The sequence below is a fragment of the Streptomyces millisiae genome (genome assembly GCF_031845425.1).
GTDB classification, from domain to species: domain Bacteria; phylum Actinomycetota; class Actinomycetes; order Streptomycetales; family Streptomycetaceae; genus Streptomyces; species Streptomyces millisiae.
The window spans coordinates 70432-91769 of record NZ_JAVREM010000021.1 but is presented as its reverse complement, the minus strand read 5'-3'; the positions used below and the strand labels follow the sequence as shown (position 1 = coordinate 91769).

The following is a 21338-nucleotide window of genomic DNA, read 5'->3' as shown; positions in this document are numbered from 1 at the left end:
CATTGTGCGGAACCGTTACCCTCGACCGCATGCGGCAGGGGCCAGAGGGAAATGTCACACGCGGCACCACCAACCCGAACCGGCTGCGCCGCATGGACCGCTGGATCGCCGCCACGCTCGGCCCCGCGCTGCGCCGCTCGACCACCCCGCCCTCGGCCGTCGACCTCGGCTACGGGGCCTCGCCCTGGACCGCCGTCGAACTGCTCGCCCGGCTGCGCCGGGTGCGGGCCGACATCCGGCTGTTCGGCGTCGAGATCGACCAGGCCAGGGTGGCGGCGGCGCTGCCGTACGCGGGCGCCGGGCTCGACTTCGTGCGCGGCGGCTTCGAGCTGCCGCTGCCGGACGACCGACGGCCGCTGCTGATCAGGGCGGCCAACGTGCTGCGGCAGTACGCCGAGGACGAGGTGCCGGCCGCCTGGGCCCGGCTCTGCGGGCGGCTCGCGCCCGGCGGGCTGCTGGTCGAGGGCACCTGCGACGAGATAGGCCGCCGGCACGCCTGGGTGGCGCTCGACGCCGCCGGGCCCCGCACCCTCACCCTGGCCGCCAGGACCGCCTCCCTCGCCGCCCCGTCCGAGCTGGCGGAGCGGCTGCCCAAGGCGCTGATCCACCGCAACGTGCCGGGCGAGCCGATCCACGCGCTGCTGCGCGACCTGGACCGCGCCTGGGCCTCGGCCGCGCCCTACGCGGCCTTCGGGCCGCGCCAGCGCTGGCTCCACGCCGTCGCGCTGCTGGCCGCCGACTGGCCGGTCGCCGACCCCACGCGGCGGCCCCGCCACGGCGAGCTGACCGTGCCGTGGGCGGCCGTCTGCCCGGCCAACGGCCCACTGGCCGGCACGGCCGCCGCCCGCGGCTAGTACGTCGCCCTACGGCGCGACGTACGGTAGCGCCTCGTCGAGCAGCAGCCGGTCGGGCTCGTGGCTCAGCCGGGCGCGGGCCCCGACCGGCGGGAGCCACAGCACCCGGTCGACCTCGTCGTTCGGCTCGAAGCCGCCGCCCACCGCCTCCGCCACCCAGTACCTGACCTCCTTGGGCCGGCCCTTCGCCAGATAGCGGGCCGTGCTCAGCGGCGCGCCGAGCCGGCAGTCGAGGCCGGTCTCCTCCCGCACCTCGCGCAGCGCGGCGGCCTCCGCCGGCTCGCCCGCGTGCAGCTTGCCCTTCGGGTGCGACCAGTCGTCGTAGCGCGGCCGGTGCACCAGCACCAGCTCGACGCCGCCCGCCGCCCGCCGCCACACCACGCAGCCGGCCGCCTGCACCGGGCGCGCCGGCTCGCCGTCAGCCGGCGCCGCCACGACGCTTCCTCCGGCCCTCGATCAGCATCTCCTGCACGTTCCGCAGGGGCTGGCCCTCGTCGTCGAACGCGTGCCGCGTCCAGTTGCCGTCCTGGTCCAGGTGCCAGGACTCGGACGAGTCCGAGGTGCCGGTGGACAGCAGCCGGGTCAGCGCCGAGCGGTGCCCGGGGTCGCTCACCCGCACCAGCGTCTCGATCCGCCGGTCCAGGTTCCGGTGCATCAGGTCGGCGCTGCCCAGCCACACCTCGTTCTCGCCGCCGCCCGCGAAGGCGTAGACCCGGGAGTGCTCCAGGAAGCGGCCGAGGACGCTGCGCACCCTGATGTTCTCCGAGAGCCCCGGCACTCCGGGGCGCAGCGAGCAGATGCCGCGCACCCACACGTCCACCGGGACGCCGGCCTGCGAGGCGCGGTAGAGGGCGTCGATCACGGCCTCGTCGACGATCGAGTTCACCTTGATCCGCACCCAGGCCGGCCGGCCGGCGCGGTGGTTGTCGACCTCGCGGCGGATCCGGGAGATCAGGCCGTCCCGCAGCGAGCGCGGGGCGACCAGCAGCCGGCGGTAGTTGTCCCGCCGGGAGTAGCCGGAGAGCCGGTTGAACAGGTCGGACAGGTCGGCGCCCACCTCGGCGTCGGCCGTCAGCAGCCCCAGGTCCTCGTAGAGCCTGGCCGTCTTGGGGTGGTAGTTGCCGGTGCCGACGTGCGAGTAGCGCCGCAGCTCGTCGCCCTCCTGCCGCACCACCAGCGACAGCTTGCAGTGCGTCTTGAGCCCGACGAGGCCGTAGACGACGTGGCAGCCGGCCTCCTCCAGCTTCCTGGCCCACTTGATGTTGGCGTGCTCGTCGAACCGCGCCTTGATCTCCACCAGCACCAGCACCTGCTTGCCCGACTCGGCGGCGTCGATCAGCGCGTCCACGATCGGCGAGTCGCCCGAGGTGCGGTACAGCGTCTGCTTGATCGCCAGCACGTCGGGGTCGCCCGCCGCCTGTTCGAGGAACGCCTGCACCGAGGTGGAGAACGAGTCGTACGGGTGGTGCAGCAGCACGTCGCGCTGGCGGAGCGCGGCGAAGATGTCGGGCGCCGAGGCGGACTCCACCTCGGCCAGGTCGCGGTGGGTGCCGGCGACGAACTTCGGGTACTTCAGCTCCGGCCGGTCCAGCGCCGCGATCGAGCCGAGCCCGGTGAGGTCCAGCGGGCTGGGCAGCGTGAAGACCTCCTCGCGGCTGATCTTCAGCTCCCGCACCAGCCGGTCGAGCACCCTCGGGTCGACGCTGTCCTCGACCTCCAGCCGCACGGGCGGCCCGAAGCGGCGCCGCAGCAGCTCCTTCTCCAGCGCCTGGAGCAGGTTCTCCGCGTCGTCCTCCTCCACCTCCAGGTCCTCGTTCCTGGTGACCCGGAACACGTGGTGCGCCAGCACCTCCATGCCGCGGAACAGCTCCTCCAGGTGCGCGGCGATCACGTCCTCGACCGGCACGAAGCGCTGCGGCGACGCCTCCAGGAAACGGTCCAGCAGCGGTGGCACCTTCACGCGGGCGAAGTGCTCGTTGCCGGAGGACGGGTTGCGGACCACGACCGCGAGGTTGAGCGAGAGCCCCGATATGTACGGGAAGGGGTGCGCCGGGTCGACGGCGAGCGGCGTGAGGACCGGGAAGATCTTCTTGCGGAAGAGGGAGAAGAGCCGGGTCTGCTCCTGCTCGGTCAGGTCCTGCCAGCGGACCAGGTGGATCCCGGCCTCGGCGAGCCGCGGGGCGACGGTCTTCTGGTAGCAGGCGGCGTGCCGGCTCATCAGCTCGCGCGTGCCGGCCCAGATCGACTCCAGCACGTCACGCGGCGCCTGCCCGGTCAGCGAGCGGGTCGCGACGCCGGTCGCGATCCGGCGCTTCAGACCCGCGACCCGGACCATGAAGAACTCGTCCAGGTTGCTGGCGAAGATGCTGAGGAAGTTCGCCCGCTCAAGCAGCGGCGTGTCCGGGTCCTCGGCGAGGTCGAGCACCCGTTCGTTGAACGCGAGCCAGCTGCGCTCGCGATCGAGGAACCGGTCCGCCGGGAGCTCGGCCTCCGACTCGACGGTCGGCGCCGGCGCGGCGGGCTGCGGGACGAGGGCGGCGCGGGTTTCCTGACTCATGCCTCCATTGTCGCGCTACGTGTGCAAACGGGGCACGTCAGCGCGGTAAACAGGCTGACCGCGTACGCGGGGCGGCGTAGCCGCCCGGGGCGCCGCCGCGCTTCGCGCGGGCGCTTCCCCCCACCCACCTGCCCTTCCCGCTGACGCGGACCCCACCCCCGCGCTCCGCGCGGGACCGACCTGACGGCCCGCGCCCACTCGCCCGCCCTCTTCCGCGCTCCGCGCGGTGCGAGTCCAACCGCCGAGGGCGGGCCGCGGGCGCGGACCGGGCCGCCAGGCCCGGCCTCGCGCCTGCGGCTGTACGCCGCCCGCTGGCCGGCTCGGGGAGCGGAGTTTCCCCCACCCACCCGCCCCTTTCCGCGCTCCGCGCGGTGCGGCGGCTCCGCCGCCGGAGCGCGGGCTCCGCCGCGCCCACCCACCCGCCGAGGGCGGGTGGGTGGGCGCGAGCGCCGCAGGCCGGACCGCTGCGCGGCAACTCGGCCGTGGCCCGCCCGCCCCTCCGCGCGCTTCGCGCGGGAGCGCGGCAGACCCCACCGCCGCGCGAGGCCACCCTCACCCAGCTAACGCTGGGAGGTGCCCCCAGGGGCGGGTGGGTGGGCGCGAGCGCCGCAGGCGCCCGCGCCCGCGCCCGCGCAAGCGGAAACGGGGGGCGGCCCCCGCTCCAGCCACGCCGCAGGCGTCCCGCACCGCGCGAGCGGAAACGCGGGTGGGTGGGGGGAAAAAGCCCGTCAGCCAGCCGCAGGTGGCCGCACATGGAAGAGCACCATCGCCACACTCGTCGCCAGGTTGTAGCTGGACACCCCGGCCCGCATCGGCAGTGACACCAGCGCGTCAGCGCGCCCCCGTACCGCCGCCGAGAGTCCGGCCCGCTCGGAGCCGAAGGCGTACACCGCGTCGGCCGGCAGGTCCACCGTCCGGATGTCGGCGCCCGCCGGGTCGAGCCCGTACAGCGGGCGGTCCGCCGGCAGTGCGGCGACGTCGCGCCGCACCACCGCCGTGGCGTAGTGCAGGCCGGCCGCCGCCCGGAGCACGTTCGGGTGCCAGGGGTCGACGGTCCCGGTCGTGATGACGCCGCCCGCGCCGAGGCCCGCCGCCAGGCGGACGACGGCGCCGATGTTGCCGAGGTGGCGCGGGCTGTCGAGCACCACCACCGGCGCCCCCGGCGCCGGTTCCCGCTCGACCGGCCTGGCCAGCGCCGCGACGCCCGTGGGGTGCGGGCGCCGCACCAGACGCGCGAGCCCGTCCTCGCCCACCTCGACAAGCAGCGCGTCGAGCCGCCCGACGACGTCCGGCGCCAGCTCCGCCGCCAGCCGGAGCGCCGCGCCCCGGTCGGCCGCGACCGCGACCGGCACCTCGGCGCCGAACCGCAGCGCGTGCTTCAGCGCGTGGAAGCCGTCGAGCAGCACGGTGTCCCGCGCCGCCGCCCACCGCGCCGGGACGTCCTCGTTCATCCGTCCCTGGCCCACTCCGGCCGGCGTTCCTCGGCGACCGGCGCCTCGTCGAGCTCCGGCGCGGCGGCGGCGTCCTGCTCCGGCCGGCGGCCCCGCGTCCACAGGCCGCGGGCGCGGCGTTCCAGCCAGAGCAGGAAGACGGTCGGCAGGAAGACGCTGTCCATGGCGATCATCGCGAGCGAGAAGAACGGCAGGCCCATCAGCACCGCGATCCCGATGTGCTCGGCGATCATGATCACCAGCAGCACGTTCTTGGCCCGCCGGTTGAGCAGCGCGAAGACGAACGCCACCTGCACGAAGACCGTGCCGTAGCTCATCGCGAGGACCAGCAGCCCGCTGCCGGAGAGGAGCCCGGTGATCTCGGGCCACGGGTTGAAGTAGTCCAGGTGCATCGGGTAGTACGCGGCGGTGCCGTCCTGCCAGCGTGAGCCCTGGATCTTGTACCAGCCGGCGGTGCCGTAGATGACGCAGACCTCGGCCATGATCACCAGCAGGGTGGCGTTGTGCACGAGGTTGGCGACGATGTCCGAGACGATCCGCGTCTCGCTGCGGTCGAACCGCTGGACCAGCCACCACCAGCCGTACGCCAGCCAGAGGCCGACGAAGAACAGCGACCAGACCGGGCTCTCCAGCCTGCCGGTGGCGGTGGCGCCCATCAGCGTCAGGCCGAGCACCGTCCACAGCATGATCCCCACGGGGTCCGCCGGGTGTTCGCGCCCGCTCGCGCGCCGGCGCGCGTCCAGCGACCACACCTGGCCGCACCGCACCAGCACCAGGTACATCGCCATCAGGTGGATGACGTTGTCGCCGCCGTCGCCCATGAAGATGCTGCGGTTCTGGACCGACAGCACGCCGACCATGAACAGCAGCGACATGGCCCGGGTGCGCCAGCCGAGCAGCAGGCCCACGCTCGCCGCGATGGCCAGGTGGTAGACGAACTCGAACCACAGCGTCGAGTCCGACCACAGCAGCACGGTGAACGCGCCGTTGTTGTCGACGAACCGGGTGGCCATGTCGAAGCTCCACGGGCTGTCAGGACCGTAGAGCTCCCGCCGGTGGGGCCACTCGCGCAGCAGGAACAGCAGCATCGTGGTCGCGAAGCCGATCCGCACCATCGCCGTCTGGTACGGCCCGAGCGCGCGCCGCGTGACGTTGCCGACGCCGCGCCCGAGCCAGGCGTCGAAGCGGGCGCCGAGGCCGGGTCGCCGCTCGGCGGTGTCCGCCGCGGTCGCGCTCCGTTGAGCCGGAACCGTCACGTCACTCACCCCCGCCCGGCAGGTCCGCCGGCGTCACGTCCCACCACGCCAGCTCCTCGTAGCGGGTCTCGGTGTCGAAGTCCTCGGTGCGCCACGCTGGCGCTGGCACCCGGGTCAGCGCCTCGCGCAGCTGGAGGCGGGTCGCGTCGCGCACCTCGATGCCGCTCTCCTGGAGCCGCAGCAGCGCGATGCGGCGCATGTACTCCTCGGAGAGCTCGCCGCGGAACCCGACCGGCTCGCCGTCCTCGTTGTGCGCGCCGGTGTAGAAGTCCCAGCCGCGGCGCAGCAGGTTCTGGTCGGCGTGGCTGGGGGCGGGGTTGTGCTCGATGGCGTCGATGTCCATGGCGGTGAGGTCGACCCAGTCGGTGACCTCGCCGTCGATCTCGACGCGGGCGTGCACGGCGACGTTGCGCTGGAGCGGGTTGGGCGCGAACAGCTTCCAGTTCTGCTCGAACTCCGGGTAGATGTAGTCGCGCACGCCCTCCCGGTACTCCTCGTTGACCGTGTTCGACGGCGCGACGAAGAGGAAGACCGCGAACAGGTGCCAGGCGGCGAAGGTGCCGAGCACGCCGAGCGTCAGCGCGATGACCAGCCGGGACGCCAAGGAGAGCGCGCTCAGCTGAACGGTCTCGGTGGGCGGATCGCCCCTGGTGTCGTCGGTGTGCGGCATGCTCGCCCCGTTCCCCCGGTACCACAGTGGCTTGACCGCAGCACCGTACCTGCCCGCCGGCGACCTTGACACACCGGAGCCGTCGGATCACCATCGAAGCAGCGCCGAACCGAACGATCGGTCGGTTGCCGTGCCGAGGGCGACGCGCCAGGGGAGGCCCAGCCGATGGAGCGACCGACGACGCGACCGACGACGCCGACCACCTCGCGACCGGACGGACTCGAGGACCGCTTCACCCGCACCGTCGCCGCCGACGAGCGGATCGAGCCGCGCGACTGGATGCCCGACGGCTACCGCGCCACCCTGCTCCGCCAGATCGCCCAGCACGCGCACTCCGAGATCATCGGCATGCAGCCGGAGGCCAACTGGATCACCCGCGCCCCCTCGCTGCGCCGCAAGGCCATCCTGATCGCCAAGGTCCAGGACGAGGCGGGCCACGGCCTCTACCTCTACTCGGCCGCCGAGACGCTGGGCGCCAGCCGCGACGAGCTGCTCGACGGGCTGCACTCGGGCCGCCACAAGTACTCGTCGATCTTCAACTACCCGACCCTCACCTGGGCCGACGTCGGCGCCATCGGCTGGCTGGTGGACGGCGCCGCGATCACCAACCAGGTGCCGCTGTGCCGCTGCTCCTACGGCCCCTACGCCCGCGCGATGACCCGGATCTGCAAGGAGGAGTCCTTCCACCAGCGGCAGGGGTACGAGTCGCTGTACGCCCTGTCCCACGGCACGCCCGCGCAGCGGGCGATGGCGCAGGACGCGGTGGACCGCTGGTGGTGGCCCTCGCTGATGATGTTCGGCCCGCCGGACGACGAGTCGCCGCGCACCGCGCAGTCGATGGCCTGGAAGATCAAGCGCCACACCAACGACGAGCTGCGGCAGCGGTTCGTGGACATCTGCGTGCCCCAGGCCGAGGCGCTGGGCCTCACCCTGCCCGACCCCGAGCTGCGGTGGAACGAGGAGCGCGGCCACCACGACTTCGGGCCGATCGACTGGGCGGAGTTCCGCGCGGTGCTGCGCGGCGACGGGCCGTGCAACGAGCAGCGCATCGGCCTGCGCCGGGCCGCGCACGCCGAGGGCGCCTGGGTCCGCGAGGCGGCCGCCGCCTACGCCGGCAAGCACGGGCTCGCGGCATGAGCGGCGCCGACTGGCCGCTGTGGGAGGTCTTCGTCCGGCCGCGCCGCGGCCTCGCCCACACCCACGCCGGCAGCCTGCACGCCCCGGACGCCGAGGTGGCGCTGCGCAACGCCCGCGACCTCTACACCCGGCGCGGCGAGGGCGTCTCCATCTGGGTGGTGCCGGCGGCCGCCATCGCGGCCACCTCGCCCGACGAGCGCGACCCGTTCTTCGCCCCGGCCGCCGACAAGCCCTACCGCCACCCCACCTTCTACGCCGTGCCGGACGGGGTGCGTCACCTGTGACCGCCCCCGCGGCCGCTCCGACGGCCACCCTGGCCCTGGCGGACGACGCGCTGATCCTCTCCCACCGGCTCGCCGAATGGGCCGGCCACGCCCCGGTGTTGGAGGAGGAGGTGGCGTTGGCCAACCTGGCGCTCGACCTGCTGGGCCAGGCCCGCACCCTGTTCCCGCTGCTCGGCGACGAGGACGAGCTGGCCTACCTGCGCGAGGAACGCGCCTTCACCAACGCGCAGTTGGTCGAGCAGCCGAACGGCGACTTCGCCCACACCATCGCCCGCCAGCTCTACTACGCCACCTTCCAGGAGCTCCTCTTCCACCGCCTGGCCGCCCTGGACACCGAGCTGACCCCGCTCGCCGTCAAGGCCGCCCCGGAGACGGCCTACCACCGCGACCACGCCGTCACCTGGACGCTGCGGCTCGGCGACGGCACGCCAGAGAGCCACGCCCGCATGCAGCGCGCGGTCGACGCCCTCTGGCGCTACACCGGCGAGCTGTTCCACCCCTTCCCCGACCTCCCGGGCCTCGACCTCGCCGCCGTGGAACGTGACTGGCTGGCCCGGATCTCCGAGGTCCTGACCACCGCGACCCTCACGCTCCCCACCGCCGTCCGCGGCGGTACCGGCCGCCGCGGCCTGCACAGCGAGTCCTTTGGCCGGCTGCTCGCCGAGATGCAGTACCTCCACCGAAGCCACCCGGGAGCCACGTGGTGACCGGCCCGACCGAGGAGGCGCTGCGGGCCGCGGCCGGTGCCGTGCCCGACCCCGAGCTGCCGGTGGTCACCCTCGCCGACCTCGGCGTGCTGCGCGCGCTGCGCCGACTCCCCGACGGGGCCGTGGAGGTGGACCTCACCCCCACCTACACCGGCTGCCCGGCCGTCGAGACCATGGCCGCCGACCTCCGCGCCGCGCTGCTGGCCGCCGGCGCCACCCGGGTCGCCGTCACCACCGTGCTGACCCCGCCCTGGTCGACCGACGACATCACCCCAGAGGGCCGCCGCAAGCTCGCCGCCGCCGGGATCGCCCCACCACGGCCCACCCGAACCGTCTTCATCCCCGTCGGCTGCCCGAACTGCGGCAGCCCGGACACCGCCCTGCTGAGCCGCTTCTCGGCCACCGCCTGCCTGTCCCTGCGCCGCTGCACCGCCTGCGCCGAGCCCTTCGACCACGTCAAGGAGCGGTGAGACCGTTGCGCTTCCATCCCCTCACCGTGACCCGCCGCGCCGAACTCACCGACGACTCGGTCGCCCTCACCCTGGCCGTGCCGCCGCACCTCGCCGAGACCTTCCGGCACCTGCCGGGGCAGCACCTCACCGTCCGGCACGGCACCGCCCGCCGCACCTACTCCATCGCCTCGCCGCCCGGCGCGCCCGAACTCACCATCGGCGTCCGCCACATCCCCGGCGGCCTCTTCTCCCATCACGTCCTCGCGGCCATCGGCCCCGGCCACACCCTGCACGTCCTGCCGCCCACCGGCCGGTTCACCCTCGTCCCCCGCCCCGGCCACTTCGCCGCCATCACTGGCGGCAGCGGCATCACGCCCGTCCTCGCCATGGCCACCACCCTGCTGGAGAGCGAGCCCAGCGCCCGCTTCACCCTGCTGCGGGCCGAACGGGACGCGGCCAGCGCGATGTTCCTCGACGAGGTCGCCGACCTCAAGGACCGTCACCCGGAGCGGTTCCAACTCCTGCACGCCCTCAGCCGCGAGGAACGCCACACCGGCCCGGCCACCGGCCGCCTCACCGAACCCCGGCTGCGCCGGCTGCTGCCCGCGCTGCTCCCCGTCGACCGCGTCGACGGCTGGTACCTCTGCGGCCCGCTCGGTCTCGTCGACGCGGCCACAACCGCCCTGCGGACGCTGGGCGTTCCCCAAGGGCTCATCCACACCGAGTTGTTCCACGTGAAACCGGCCCCCGCGCCGCCACCGTCCGAGACACCGCACGCCGCGACCCTCACCGCCACCCTCGACGGCCGCCGTGCCAGCTGGCCCCTCGCCCCCGGCGACACCCTGTTGACCACCGTCCTGCGCAACCGCCCGGACGCCCCCTACGCCTGCCGTGGCGGCGTCTGCGGCACCTGCCGCGCCAAACTCGTCAGCGGCGAGGTGGCCATGGACCGCAACTTCGCGCTGGAGCCCGCCGAGCTCGCCGCCGGCTATGTCCTCGCCTGCCAGTCACGCCCCCGCACCCCCGCCGTCGAGCTCGACTTCGACGCGTGATCCACCCGCCCCCGGCCTAAGATCGGTCCATGGGGTCACTGGAGACGAGCGGCAGGCCGCTGCTGAACCGCAGGCTGGCCGGGCTCGGCACGACGATCTTCGCGGAGATGTCGGCGCTGGCCACCGCGACCGGCGCGATCAACCTGGGCCAGGGCTTCCCGGACACCGACGGCCCCGAGGCCGTGCGCGAGGCGGCCGTGCGCGCCATCCGCGAGGGCCACGGCAACCAGTACCCGCCGGGCCCCGGCATCCCCGAACTCCGCGCGGCCATCGCCGACCACCAGCGCCACCGCTACGGCCTGGAGCTCGACCCCGACACCGACGTTCTGGTCACCGCGGGCGCCACCGAGGCCATCGCCGCCAGCATGCTGGCGCTGCTCGAACCGGGCGACGAGGTGATCGCCTTCGAGCCGTTCTACGACTCCTACGCCGCCTGCATCGCCATGGCCGGCGCCACCCGCGTCCCCCTCACGCTGCGTGCCCCCACCTTCCGGCCTGACCTGGACGAGCTCCGCGGCAAGATCACCGACCGCACCCGGCTGCTGCTCCTCAACACCCCGCACAACCCCACCGGGATGGTCCTCACCCCGGACGAACTGGCCGCCATCGCCGCGCTCGCCGTCGAGCACGACCTGTTGGTCGTCACGGACGAGGTCTACGAGCACCTGGTCTACGAGGGCGCCCACCACCCCATCGCGGCCCTGCCCGGCATGCGGGAGCGCACCGTCTCCATCTCCTCCGCCGGGAAGACCTTCTCCCTCACCGGCTGGAAGGTCGGCTGGGCCATGGGCGACGCCCCGCTCGTCGCCGCCGTCCGCACCGCCAAGCAGTTCCTCACCTATGTCAGCTCCGGCCCCTTCCAGTACGCGGTCGCCGAGGCACTGCGCCTGCCCGACGCCTACTTCGCCGGCCTGCGCGCCGACCTGCGCCGCAAGCGCGACCTGCTGGCCGACGGCCTGCGCGCGGCCGGCTTCGAGGTCTACCCGCCGGACGGCACGTACTTCATCACCACCGACATCGCCCCGTTCGGCGAGAAGGACGCCTACGCCTTCTGCCGCGCCCTCCCCGCCCGCTGCGGGGTCGTCGCCGTGCCCAACTCCGTCTTCTACGACGACCCCGAGGCCGGCCGCACCCAGGTCCGGTTCGCCTTCTGCAAGCGCGACGACGTCCTGGCCGAGGCCGCCGACCGACTGCGCGGCCTCGGTTAGCCGTCGGCCGCCCCCCGCTCCGCCGGGCTCCGCTCGACGCACAGTTCGTTGCCCTCCGGGTCGGTGAGCGTCACCCACCCGGTGCCGTCGGGTCGCCGGTGGTCGCCCTGGAGCGTGGCCCCGAGGGCGAGCAGCCGCTCCACTTCCTCGTCCCGGGTCCGGTCCTCCGGCTGGAGGTCCAGGTGCACGCGGTTCTTCGCCGCCTTGGGCTCCTCGACCCTGATGAAGAGCAGTCCGCCCGTCGCCGTGGTGACCAGGGCGTACGGGTCGCCGGGACGCGCGTCGTCGGCGAGCGAGCCGTCCAGAACCCGCGCCCAGAACGTCGCCAGCGCGTAGGGGTCGGCGCAGTCGAAGGTGATGTGGCGGATCGAAGCACTCATGCCGGCCAGCGGATCACGATGCCACCCCGCTGTACAGCACCTCAGGCCGCCGGAGCGTGCCCCGGCGCGTACCGCTCGGCGTACTCCTCCGTCGCCGGCACGACCGTGATGACGTCGACCAGCACCCCGTCCGGCGCCGCGACGATGAAGTGCCGCTGACCGAACTCCTCGGTGCGCGGCGGCAGCACCTCGGGCAGGCCGGCCCGACCCACCAGCCGGTCGTGCTCCGCGTCCACGTCGTCGACCTCGAAGTTCAGCAACAGCCCACCGCCGATGGCGGCGCGGTGCCCCTCCGGGATCGTCGGGTGTCCGTGGTCGAGCAGCGCGAGCTCGTAGTGCGGGGCGTCCGGCCGGCGGAGGCTCACATACCAGTCGGACTCGAAGGTCGGCTCGAAGCCGAAGTGCTCGGCGTAGAAGCGGTGCGAGGCGGCGACGTCGCGACTGACGATCACCGGATAGAAGCCGGTCAGCACGGCACTCATGGCGGTTCTCCCTCTCCAACTTTCACATACCTCGGGTATGTGAGTACGAGACGCTAACATACCCCAGGTATGTGAATCCGAGGGAGAACGGACCGCCATGGCCCCCACGCGAGCCGAGCAACGAGCGGCGACCCGCCGCGCCCTGCTGGACGAGGCCCGCCGCCGCTTCGCCGCCGACGGCTACCACGACGTCGTCTTCGCCGAGGTCGCCCACGCCGTGCGCGTCACCAAGGGCGCCGCCTACCACCACTTCGCCAGCAAGACCGGCCTCTTCCGTGCCGTCGTCGCCGAGGTGCAGGCCGAACTCGGCGAACGCGTCGCGGCCGCCGCCCAACGCCACGACGACCCCTGGGAGCAACTGCGCGCCGGCTGCCGCGCCTTCCTCTCCGCCGCCGCCGACCCCACCGTCCGCCGCATCGTCCTGCTGGACGCCCCCACCGTCCTCGGCTGGCACGAGTGGCGGGCCATGGACGAGGCGGCCTCCGCCCGCCACCTGGCCGAGGCCCTGGAAACCCTGATGGCCGCCGGCACCATCCCCGACCAGCCGGTGGCCCCCCTGACCCGGCTGCTCTCGGGCGCCATGAACGAGGCCGCCCTCTGGCTGGCCCAGTCGACCGACCCCCAGGCACTCGCCCAGACCGAACGCGCCCTCGACCACCTCCTGACCGGCCTGCGCGCCCGCCCCGCGGAGGAGCTGATCGCGCCGCGGGAGTGGTGAGCCGGCCGCGGCCCCGGGCTCCGCCGCACGGACGCGGTCGAGCCGAAACCGTTTGCGAGGAGCGCGGCGCCCCTGTCAGGCTCGCCGCTCGTGACGACCCCACCTCGCGTAGAACTCCTGACCAGCCAGCTCGACATGGTCTGGTCGCTGTTCGAGTACCACCTCCCGGCGATCGACGACGACGCCTGCCGCTTCGAGCCCACCCCCGACAGCTGGACCGTCCGCCAGGACGCGGCCGGACGGTGGGTCGCCGACTGGCAGGTGCCGGAGCCCGAGCCGGCGCCGGCCACCTCGATCGGCTGGCTGACCTGGCACATCGGCTACTGGTGGACCACCGCCCTCGGCCACTGCTTCCGCGACGGCGCCCCCGACCGCGAGGACATCACCTGGCCCGGCGACGCCGCCTCCGCCGCCGACTGGCTGCGCGGTCTGAAGGACGACTGGCGCACCGCGCTCCAGGCCCTCACCGACGCCGACCTCGACTCCACCGAGCGCACCGGGACCCTCCCCTGGGGCGAGGGCATGCGCCTGGTCGACATCGCCGGCTGGGTCAACTTCGAGCTGGCGAAGAACGTCAGCGAGATCGGCTACGTCCTCCGCCTCCACGCCGCGGCGGCGGCGACCCGCTGAGCGCACAACGGTACTTTCGGCCGGCCCCGCCTCCCGGCCGGGTTTCCTAGCCTCAACCGCATGGACAGGAACAACGCGGTCGACTTCGGACTCGGCACCGTGTTCGCGCTGGGCATCGCCGGGACCATCCTGATGCTGGTCGACAGCTGGGGCGGGGCCTCCTGGACGCTCACGACGACCGTCAGCGTGGTGGTGAGCGGCCTCGCCCTGCTGCGCCGCCGGCACCGCGCCCTGACCGCGGTCGCCGGGCTGGCCGCCACCGCGGTCGGCATCGGCGTCTCGGCGGCCACCGACCTCCCGCAGGAGCCGGGGCCGGTCACCGCCCTCGCCCTCGCGGTGCTGGTCGGCTCCGCGCTCCGGACCCTGCCGCCCGCCCGGGCCTGCGGCCTCGCCCTGGCGAGCCTCGCGGTGCTGGCGGGCGCCTGGGTCTCCGGGGACGGCGCGATCCTCGTCCTCGCCACCCTGGCCTGCGCCGCCGCCCTGGCGCTCGGCACCTGCCTGCGCGCCCTGGACCGGGACGACGCCACACCCGCCCGGGGCGGCCCGGCCGTCGGCCGACAGGTCGGTGGGTTCAGCCGGGTGACCCTGCTGGACCGCGGCCTCGGCCTCACCCTCACCGCCGGCTTCGGCGCGCTGTTCCTCGTGGTCCTCCTCGTCCAGGCCGTCTCCATCGAACGCAGCTGGGGCGGCTGGTACTGGCTCCCCGGCACGACCGCCGCCGTTGCGGTGTGCCTGCTCGCGCTGGCGCGCCGCCGGCAGCGGACCCGGGCGACGGTCGCCGCGCTGACCGTCGCGGCCGCCGCCGTCATCGCGGCCGGCGTCGCCGACCTGCCGCAGGAGCCGAGCCCCGCCACCGCCCTCGGCCTGTCCGTGCTGGTCGGCTCCGCGGTCCGGACCCTGCCCCCCAGGACCGCCGGCTGCCTCGCGGCCGGCGGACTCGCCGTCGTGGCCGGCGGCCAACTCGCCGCCCGCCCCACCATGGTGGGCATCACCGGCGTGACGGGCCTGACCGCCGTCGTCCTGCTGACCGCCGTGGCCGCCGGGCTCTGGCTGCGGCTCCTCGACGACCGCGCACGCGCCACCGCCCAACAGGTGCGCCAGGAGGAACGCCTCGAACTGGCCCGCGAACTGCATGACATCGTGGCCCACCACCTCACCGGCATGCTGATCCAGGCCCAGGCCGCGCAGGTCGTCGGGCGCAGGGACCCGAGCAGGGTGACCGACTCCCTGGCCGACATCGAGACCTGCGCCACCGACGCCCTGACCGCGATGCGCCGCGTCGTCGGCCTGTTGCGCGACGACGCCTCGCCCACCTCGCCCGGCCCCGAAGGGCTCGACGCGCTGGTCGAACGCTTCAACCGGCAAGGACGACAAGGACGGCAAGGACGGCAAGGTCCCCGGGTCGCCCTGCGGATGCCCGACGCCACCGACGCCACCGACGGCCAGGCGGCGTGGCCACCGGAGGTGACCAGCACCGTCTACCACGTCACCCGCGAGGCCCTGACGAACGTGCTGCGCCACGCGCCGCACGCCGACTCGGTCACGGTCACCGTCGACCGGAGCCCGCGCGAGGTGACCGTCGAGGTCGCCGACGACGCCCCGCGAGGAGGGCCCGCCCGGGCCGCCCACCGCGGCGGATACGGTCTGATCGGCATGCGCGAGCGTGTCGAGGCACTCGGCGGCACGCTCTCCGCCGGCCCCGCCCCCGCCCCCGGCACCGGCTGGTCGGTGCGCGCCACCCTGCCCGTCCCCACCCGGGAGCCACGATGACCATCCGGGTCCTGCTCGCCGACGACCAGGCCATGATCCGCGGCGGCCTGCGCCTCATCCTCGAGGACCAGCCCGACATCACCGTCGTCGCGGAGGCCGCCGACGGCGCCGAGGCCGTCGACCTGGCCCGGCGGCTGCGCCCGGACGTGTGCCTGGTGGACGTCAGGATGCCCCGGCTCGACGGCATCGACGTCACCCGCGCGCTCGCAGGCCCCGGCGTGCGCGATCCGCTGCGCATCGTCGTCGTCACCACCTTCGACCTCGACGAGTACGTGTACGGCGCGCTGCGCGGCGGCGCCGTCGGCTTCGTCCTCAAGGACGCCGGCCCCACCCTGCTGGTCGAGGCGGTCCGGGCCGCCGCCAACGGCGAGGCCCTGGTCTCGCCGTCCGTCACGGTGCGGCTGCTGCGACACCTGGCCGCCCCCGACGCGCCGGACCCCACGGGCGGACAGCGGTCGCCGCTGTCCGAACGCGAACTCCAGGTCGCCCGCGCCATCGCCCGCGGCCGCACCAACCAGGAGATCGCCGGCGAGCTGTTCATCTCCCTCAGCACCGTCAAGGGCCATGTCTCGGCCATCCAGGGCAAGCTCGGCGTCCGCAACCGGGTCGGGATCGCCGCCTGGGCCTGGGAGAACCGCGTGGTGACCAGCACGGCCTAGCGCCGCCCGCCCGGGGGACCGGCCGAAAGTCGGGGGCGCCGCGCCCCGGACCGTACTTCGGGCCGGTGCCGCGGCGGGCCCTCCGTTTCCAGGATGGCGCCATGCCCAACGAGCAGTCCCCACCAGTACTCCAGGCCCAGGGCCTGACCAAGAGGTACGGCCGCCGCACGGCGCTGCGCGACATCGACCTCACCGTGCCCGCCGGCCGCGTCATCGGCCTCGTCGGCCCGAACGGCGCCGGCAAGTCCACGCTGCTGCACCTGGCCTGCGGACTGACCGAGCCGACGTCCGGCCGGCTCGACGTGCTGGGCGCCCGCCCGGCGTCCGACGCCGCACACCTGGCCAGGGTGGGCTTCGTGGCCCAGGACACCCCGGTGTACGGGTCGCTGAGCGTGGCCGACCACCTGCGCCTCGGCGCACGGCTCAACCCGACCTGGGACCAGGCCCTGGCCGAGCGGCGTATCGCGCAGGTCGGTCTCATCCCGACCCAGAAGGCCGGTCGGCTCTCCGGCGGCCAGCGCGCCCAGCTGGCGCTGACCATCGCCGCCGCGACCCGCCCCGAGCTGCTGATCTTCGACGAGCCGGCCGCCGCGCTCGACCCGCTGGCCCGCGACAGGTTCCTGGACAACCTGCTGGAGTTCGTCACCGAGCTCGGCGCCAGCGCCGTGCTCTCCTCGCACCTGCTCGGCGACGTGGCGCGGGTCTGCGACCACCTCGTCGTGCTGTGCGACTCCCGCGTCCAGGTCGCCGGCGACATCCCAGAGCTGCTGGCCGGCCACCACCGCCTGGTCCTGACCCGCGGCGAGCTCGACCGGCTGCCCGCCGACCTCGATGTCGTCACGACGGTGGACCAGGACGGCGGACGACGCGTCGACGCCCTCGTGCGCGGCGACGCGACCGCGCTGCCGCCGACCGCCCCGGCCGGGCCCGTCACGCTCGAAGAACTCGTCCTCGCCTACATGACCCGGGCGACCGCACCCACCGGAAGGAGCCGGCGATGATCTGGCTGACCTGGCGGCAGTTCCGCGTCCAGGCGCTCGTCGCCGCGCTCGCGCTGGCCCTGGCCGCCATCTACCTGGGCCGTCTCGGCCTCGACATCCGCGACGCCCACGACGCCTACCTGGCCCGCTGCGAGACCGACGGCGACTGCGCCGAGGCCGCCGCCCAGTTCCGCGGCACCTACCGGCAGACCCTGCTGCTCCTCGCCGCCGGACTCGCGCTGGTCCCGGCCGTCATCGGCGCGTTCTGGGGCGCGCCGCTCATCGCCCGGGAGATCGAGGCCGGCACCCACCGGCTGGTGTGGAACCAGAGCGTGACCCGCCGCCGCTGGCTGCTGACCAAGCTGCTCGTCGTCGGCCTCGCCGCCATGGCCGTGACCGGCGCGGTCGGCGCGCTGCTCACCTGGGCGGCCGGCCCCTACGACGAGGTCGCCAAAACCCGGTTCGACGCCCTGGAGTTCGGCGCCCGCGGCGTCGTGCCCCTCGGCTACGCCGCGCTGGCCGTCGTCCTCGGCACCGTCGTCGGCCTCCTGCTGCGCCGGACCCTGCCCGCGATGGCACTCACCCTCGTGGCCTTCCTCGCGATCCAGCTCCTGGTGCCGAACGTCGTGCGCCCCCACCTCATGTCCCCGGAGACGACCTCACTGCCGATGACCGCCGAGGCCGTCAACCAGGCCGGGAACCTGGGCAGCATCACCGGCGGCGCCACCATCGGCGGCCTGGAGGTGCCCGGCGCCACCGGCGCCTGGATCAGCGACACGAGCCCGCTGCGCACGGCGGACGGCGCGGCGCTCAGCGAGGCCACGTTCAACGAGTGCCTCGACGACCCGCCGGAGACCGGCGCCACCGGCACGTTCGGCGACACCGCGGTCTGCCTCGGCGCACTCGACCTGCACGTCGACCTCGCCTACCACCCCGAGGAACGCTACTGGCCGTTCCAGTGGGCGGAGACCGGGCTCTACGTCGCGGCCAGCGCGCTGCTGGCGGCCTTCGGCCTCTGGCGCGTCCGACGCCGGCTGAACTGACGCGCGCGTCAGCGGCCCTCGTCGAGCACCAGCACGACGTGCTCGTCCTCCGTGCCGGCACGGCGGAAGCCGCTCTTCTCCAGCAGCCGCACCGAGGCCGTGTTCCCCTCGTGCGGATCGGCGTACAGCGGGCGCGTGGTCTCCCTTTCGAGGAAGAGGGCCAGCGCCCGCGTGCCGATGCCCCGGCCCCAGAACTCGCGGCCCAGCCAGTACCCGATGAAACGCCGACCGTCCCCCTCCGTCCACGCCACCAGGTTCCCCGCCAGCACCCCGTCGACGGTGACGGCCTGCACGAGGTTGTCCGGGTCCCCGAGGACCCGCTCCTTCCAGTGCGTCATGAACCGCTCCCGCTCGCGGGGCTCGAAACGGGACCGGCGCGCGGCCTCCGGATCCTGCTCCTGCGCGTGGAAGACCTCCAGGTCGGCCACCTCGACGTCCCGCAACCGCACCGTGTCATCGCTCATGCCGGCGCAGTCTGCCAGCCCCCACTGACAGCCGGCCCGCCGCGCAGGACCGCCCGCACCCTGGCCAGACCGCGTATGGCGACCTCAGCCCGGTGCGCGTACTCCTCGGCACGGTCCCCTTCGCCTATGCCGGCGCAGCCACGACAGACGCCCGCCTGGCGCGTCGGCCCCCCGCAGGCATCGCACTCCCGCAGTCGCGGCACGGCAGGGCGCGCCGGGCGCGCCGGGGGCAGCTTCCGCACCAACCGGTCACGCAGGAGACCGGCCGCCGAGTGCACCCGCTCGGGCAGGCCGTCGAGCAGCGCCGGAACCAACTCCCGTTCGCCGTACCCACGCTCCAACCACGGCTCGACCAACGGCGCGAGCGCCCGCGCCTCCGCCACGCCGAGCCGCAACCGCGGCTCCCGCCGCACCACCCGGAGCAGCGTCGCGACGACCCCGTCGCAAGGCTCCGGCACTGGCTCGGGGAGGGTGGGTACTTTCTCTCGGTTCTTTGGTCTTTTACCCACCGGCGGATCAACACCTGGCCCACCGGAAACCGGACGGGTGTTACCCGGTGCCGCCTGCGGCGACTGCGGGCTGTCGTAGACGTGCGCCACGCTGACGATCGTCCCGTCGTCCCGGCGCACGCGGTCAACCCGGTAGTAACCGAAACGAGTTAGCTCGCGCAGCGCCCTGGCGACGGCGCCCCGCCCCTGCGGACTGGTGTCGGCCAACCGCCGACCGTCCTCCGACCAGCCATCCGGCCGGGAGAGCAGGTCGACGAGGATCCCCCGCGCGGTGTAGGACAACCGCCGGTCCTGGAGGAGAGCGTTGGGAAGGGCCGCGAATCCGCTCGCGCGGCGGCTACGATGAATCTGCATGAGGAGTTGGTGTCCTTGTGCCGGGCCCCGGGGTGTTGGCGCACCGCCGGGGTCAACTTTTGTCTGTTGATCGCCTTGATCGCGACAGAACGTATCACGCCCACCACGCACCGCAGCGCGCCCCGGCTTCACGCCTGAGGAAGCCCGTACACCGGGGTGTTGAGCACCGCGCCGATCTGCCGGATGCACTGCCGCTTGATGAGGAACCGCAGACAGTCGTGCACCCGCGCGGTCGTGAGCCCCGTGCCGGCCGCGATCTCCTCCACGCCGTACCGGGCCTCACCACTCTCGGCCAACGCGGGCGCGAGCAGCACGGCGACAGCCCAGACGTCCTCCGTGACCGTGAGCCGTGACCGCCACGACTCCAACAACTCCTGTGCGGACGTGGACGGTTGTTCGAGACTCTTCCGTTGCCGAGGCAGCCGCTCCAACGAGTCCACCAGCCGCGACATGTTTCGTGCCACGTCCTGGATCGCGGCAACGCCTTCCCACCGCGCCCGGTTGGCCTCCTCCTGCGCCTCGGCCAACCGTCTGTCGGAGCGCACGTTCAACTCCTCCAGGCGCACGATGACGTCAGCGACCTGCTGCGGCATCGCGTAGGCCGTGACCGGCTGCGCCTCGGCCTTCTCCAACGAGTACGAACCCTCACGTTGAACGGTGACGACCACCTCGCTGACCCACGCCTTGAAGGGGCGGGCCTCGGGCTTGGTGCTTCCGTTGACGAGCGCGACCAGGCCCTGCAAGTTCACCATGCGCATGGACTTCTTGAGCCCGTGACCTGCGATTTTGCGCGAAGTGCCTACTCCGTAGACGCTCCTCGCGAGATCGTCCAGCTGGGCGGTGTGCTCCATGGCAACGTGATGCAGGACGGCTTGCCGAGTGTTCACGTATCCCAGGCCACTGGCCAGATCCACGGCCGGGAACCAGTGCGTACCGTCTGGCAGCGTCAATCGCCGGACTCGCATGCCAGTCGCCGTGTGGACGAAGTCGTTGATGTCGATCGCGTCCGCTGGGCGGTGTTGCTGAATGTTCCGTCTATCCACGAGACGGACAGTAGACGGATGATCAGCCCCAAACGCACCCAATCAGCGCAAGTTCACCCGTTCGAGCTCGCTGGTACTCCTGAGCGATTGATCGAGCGCCTGCTCTCACCACCTGCCCTTCAGGACGGCGTTGGCCTCGCTCTGCGCGTTGAGCTCGCGGACGCGTTGCCGCAGGCGTTGCAGCGTCGGGCTGTCCTGGCCCTGTTCCTGCCCCTGCTCCTGGCTCTGCTGTGGTGCGTCAGTCGTTCCGTCTCCATCGGCGTTCTGCTGCGCGCTCATGTCTATTCAATCTCTTCCAACTCAGCCCAAATCGTCCGGCCGACGCCGCGCTGATCCGTGAACCCCCAGACACTGGCCCGCGTCGCGACGACAAGCGGGCCGCGACCATGCGTCCACGGCGGTTGACGGAAATCGCCGCGTGCGTCGCGTACTTCGATGCGTAGTGCCCCCACTAGACCCGGCTGCCGAAGCCGAAGCTGGAATCCGCGGCCCACCCCCGGGCCGGAGAAAACGGCATAGGCGGCCAGCTCATCAGCCATCGCCCCGGCCACAGCGCTAAGCGGGCTCTCGGGCGAATGACCCCACATACCAAGTTGATGAATTACGAGTCGATGTGCGAGGCGCACAGACCGGCGCGTGGGAGCAAACTGCTGCACGTAAGTGCGCGGTTGAGGCGGA

General features: G+C 73.4%; 24 protein-coding genes. 14 read left to right on the top strand and 10 right to left on the bottom strand.

All coding sequences use genetic code 11. The features are described 5' to 3' along the window. Positions 1 to 29: 29 nt before the first annotated feature. The gene (locus tag RNC47_RS17795; RefSeq protein WP_311599927.1) at positions 30 to 854 is read left to right on the top strand and encodes a class I SAM-dependent methyltransferase; all 825 of its coding nucleotides are present in this window, start codon (positions 30 to 32) and stop codon (positions 852 to 854) included. 9 nt (positions 855 to 863) lie between these two features. On the opposite strand, the gene RNC47_RS17790 is transcribed toward RNC47_RS17795, so the two are convergent. From RNC47_RS17790 to RNC47_RS17770, 5 genes are all read right to left on the bottom strand, one after another. Beyond that, positions 864 to 1289, bottom strand: coding sequence for an NUDIX hydrolase (locus RNC47_RS17790; RefSeq protein ID WP_311599926.1), 426 nt, complete (start codon positions 1287 to 1289; stop codon positions 864 to 866). Continuing rightward, positions 1273 to 3411 (bottom strand): RNA degradosome polyphosphate kinase, encoded by a 2139-nt coding sequence (locus RNC47_RS17785; protein WP_311599925.1) that lies wholly within the window; start codon positions 3409 to 3411, stop codon positions 1273 to 1275. Before RNC47_RS17785 ends, RNC47_RS17790 begins: the two co-directional genes overlap by 17 nt. A gap of 728 nt (positions 3412 to 4139) precedes the next feature. After that, positions 4140 to 4862, bottom strand: a complete 723-nt coding sequence (locus tag RNC47_RS17780) for a TrmH family RNA methyltransferase (RefSeq protein ID WP_311599924.1) — start codon at positions 4860 to 4862, stop codon at positions 4140 to 4142. Next, a complete protein-coding gene (locus RNC47_RS17775) occupies positions 4859 to 6118 on the bottom strand; it encodes an HTTM domain-containing protein (RefSeq protein ID WP_311599923.1) in 1260 nt (419 codons plus the stop codon). Before RNC47_RS17775 ends, RNC47_RS17780 begins: the two co-directional genes overlap by 4 nt. Position 6119: 1 nt before the next feature. Then, the gene (locus tag RNC47_RS17770) at positions 6120 to 6788 is read right to left on the bottom strand and encodes a DUF5819 family protein (protein WP_311599922.1); all 669 of its coding nucleotides are present in this window, start codon (positions 6786 to 6788) and stop codon (positions 6120 to 6122) included. Positions 6789 to 6953: 165 nt separating this feature from the next. On the opposite strand from RNC47_RS17770, the gene paaA reads away from it, so the two are divergent. From paaA to RNC47_RS17740, 6 genes are read left to right on the top strand one after another with little or no spacing between them, the layout of a single operon-like run. Beyond that, positions 6954 to 7925 (top strand): 1,2-phenylacetyl-CoA epoxidase subunit PaaA, encoded by a 972-nt coding sequence (gene paaA / locus RNC47_RS17765; protein ID WP_311599921.1) that lies wholly within the window; start codon positions 6954 to 6956, stop codon positions 7923 to 7925. Continuing rightward, on the top strand, positions 7922 to 8209 hold the full coding sequence (paaB, locus tag RNC47_RS17760) for a 1,2-phenylacetyl-CoA epoxidase subunit PaaB (protein ID WP_311599920.1): 288 nt from the start codon (positions 7922 to 7924) through the stop codon (positions 8207 to 8209). Before paaA ends, paaB begins: the two co-directional genes overlap by 4 nt. Further along, complete coding sequence (gene paaC, locus RNC47_RS17755) at positions 8206 to 8916, top strand: 1,2-phenylacetyl-CoA epoxidase subunit PaaC (protein WP_311599919.1); 711 nt, start codon at positions 8206 to 8208, stop codon at positions 8914 to 8916. The genes paaB and paaC overlap by 4 nt, the downstream gene beginning before the upstream one ends. After that, positions 8910 to 9386, top strand: a complete 477-nt coding sequence (gene paaD / locus RNC47_RS17750; protein WP_311599918.1) for a 1,2-phenylacetyl-CoA epoxidase subunit PaaD — start codon at positions 8910 to 8912, stop codon at positions 9384 to 9386. The genes paaC and paaD overlap by 7 nt, the downstream gene beginning before the upstream one ends. Continuing rightward, positions 9383 to 10420, top strand: a complete 1038-nt coding sequence (locus tag RNC47_RS17745) for a 2Fe-2S iron-sulfur cluster-binding protein (protein WP_311599916.1) — start codon at positions 9383 to 9385, stop codon at positions 10418 to 10420. Before paaD ends, RNC47_RS17745 begins: the two co-directional genes overlap by 4 nt. Positions 10421 to 10449: 29 nt before the next feature. Then, the gene (locus RNC47_RS17740; protein WP_311599915.1) at positions 10450 to 11628 is read left to right on the top strand and encodes a pyridoxal phosphate-dependent aminotransferase; all 1179 of its coding nucleotides are present in this window, start codon (positions 10450 to 10452) and stop codon (positions 11626 to 11628) included. On the opposite strand, the gene RNC47_RS17735 is transcribed toward RNC47_RS17740, so the two are convergent. Beyond that, positions 11625 to 12008, bottom strand: a complete 384-nt coding sequence (locus RNC47_RS17735; RefSeq protein WP_311599914.1) for a VOC family protein — start codon at positions 12006 to 12008, stop codon at positions 11625 to 11627. The genes RNC47_RS17740 and RNC47_RS17735 overlap by 4 nt on opposite strands. A 41-nt stretch (positions 12009 to 12049) precedes the next feature. After that, positions 12050 to 12490 (bottom strand): VOC family protein, encoded by a 441-nt coding sequence (locus RNC47_RS17730; protein ID WP_311599912.1) that lies wholly within the window; start codon positions 12488 to 12490, stop codon positions 12050 to 12052. Positions 12491 to 12587: 97 nt separating this feature from the next. Between RNC47_RS17730 and RNC47_RS17725 the strand changes: the two genes are divergently transcribed. The 6 genes from RNC47_RS17725 to RNC47_RS17700 all read left to right on the top strand — a co-directional run bounded on the left by RNC47_RS17725 (position 12588) and on the right by RNC47_RS17700 (position 18290). Next, positions 12588 to 13208 (top strand): TetR/AcrR family transcriptional regulator, encoded by a 621-nt coding sequence (locus tag RNC47_RS17725; RefSeq protein WP_311599910.1) that lies wholly within the window; start codon positions 12588 to 12590, stop codon positions 13206 to 13208. A gap of 90 nt (positions 13209 to 13298) precedes the next feature. After that, positions 13299 to 13838, top strand: a complete 540-nt coding sequence (locus tag RNC47_RS17720) for a DinB family protein (RefSeq protein WP_311599908.1) — start codon at positions 13299 to 13301, stop codon at positions 13836 to 13838. Between the two features lie 60 nt (positions 13839 to 13898). Then, on the top strand, positions 13899 to 15608 hold the full coding sequence (locus RNC47_RS17715) for a sensor histidine kinase (RefSeq protein ID WP_311599907.1): 1710 nt from the start codon (positions 13899 to 13901) through the stop codon (positions 15606 to 15608). After that, entirely contained in the window at positions 15605 to 16267 is a 663-nt protein-coding gene (locus RNC47_RS17710; protein WP_311599905.1) for a response regulator transcription factor, read from the top strand. Before RNC47_RS17715 ends, RNC47_RS17710 begins: the two co-directional genes overlap by 4 nt. A 101-nt stretch (positions 16268 to 16368) precedes the next feature. Continuing rightward, the gene (locus RNC47_RS17705) at positions 16369 to 17268 is read left to right on the top strand and encodes an ABC transporter ATP-binding protein (protein ID WP_311599903.1); all 900 of its coding nucleotides are present in this window, start codon (positions 16369 to 16371) and stop codon (positions 17266 to 17268) included. Further along, a complete protein-coding gene (locus RNC47_RS17700; RefSeq protein WP_311599901.1) occupies positions 17265 to 18290 on the top strand; it encodes an ABC transporter permease subunit in 1026 nt (341 codons plus the stop codon). The genes RNC47_RS17705 and RNC47_RS17700 overlap by 4 nt, the downstream gene beginning before the upstream one ends. 8 nt (positions 18291 to 18298) lie before the next feature. Here the strand turns inward: RNC47_RS17700 and RNC47_RS17695 are convergent, their stop codons facing one another. From RNC47_RS17695 to RNC47_RS17685, 3 genes are all read right to left on the bottom strand, one after another. Then, on the bottom strand, positions 18299 to 18754 hold the full coding sequence (locus RNC47_RS17695) for a GNAT family N-acetyltransferase (RefSeq protein ID WP_311599900.1): 456 nt from the start codon (positions 18752 to 18754) through the stop codon (positions 18299 to 18301). Beyond that, on the bottom strand, positions 18751 to 19617 hold the full coding sequence (locus RNC47_RS17690; protein ID WP_311599898.1) for a hypothetical protein: 867 nt from the start codon (positions 19615 to 19617) through the stop codon (positions 18751 to 18753). The genes RNC47_RS17695 and RNC47_RS17690 overlap by 4 nt, the downstream gene beginning before the upstream one ends. 128 nt (positions 19618 to 19745) lie before the next feature. Beyond that, complete coding sequence (locus tag RNC47_RS17685) at positions 19746 to 20660, bottom strand: Bro-N domain-containing protein (protein ID WP_311599896.1); 915 nt, start codon at positions 20658 to 20660, stop codon at positions 19746 to 19748. Between RNC47_RS17685 and RNC47_RS17680 the strand changes: the two genes are divergently transcribed. Then, positions 20595 to 20993 (top strand): hypothetical protein, encoded by a 399-nt coding sequence (locus tag RNC47_RS17680; RefSeq protein WP_311599945.1) that lies wholly within the window; start codon positions 20595 to 20597, stop codon positions 20991 to 20993. The genes RNC47_RS17685 and RNC47_RS17680 overlap by 66 nt on opposite strands. Positions 20994 to 21338 lie beyond the last annotated feature (345 nt).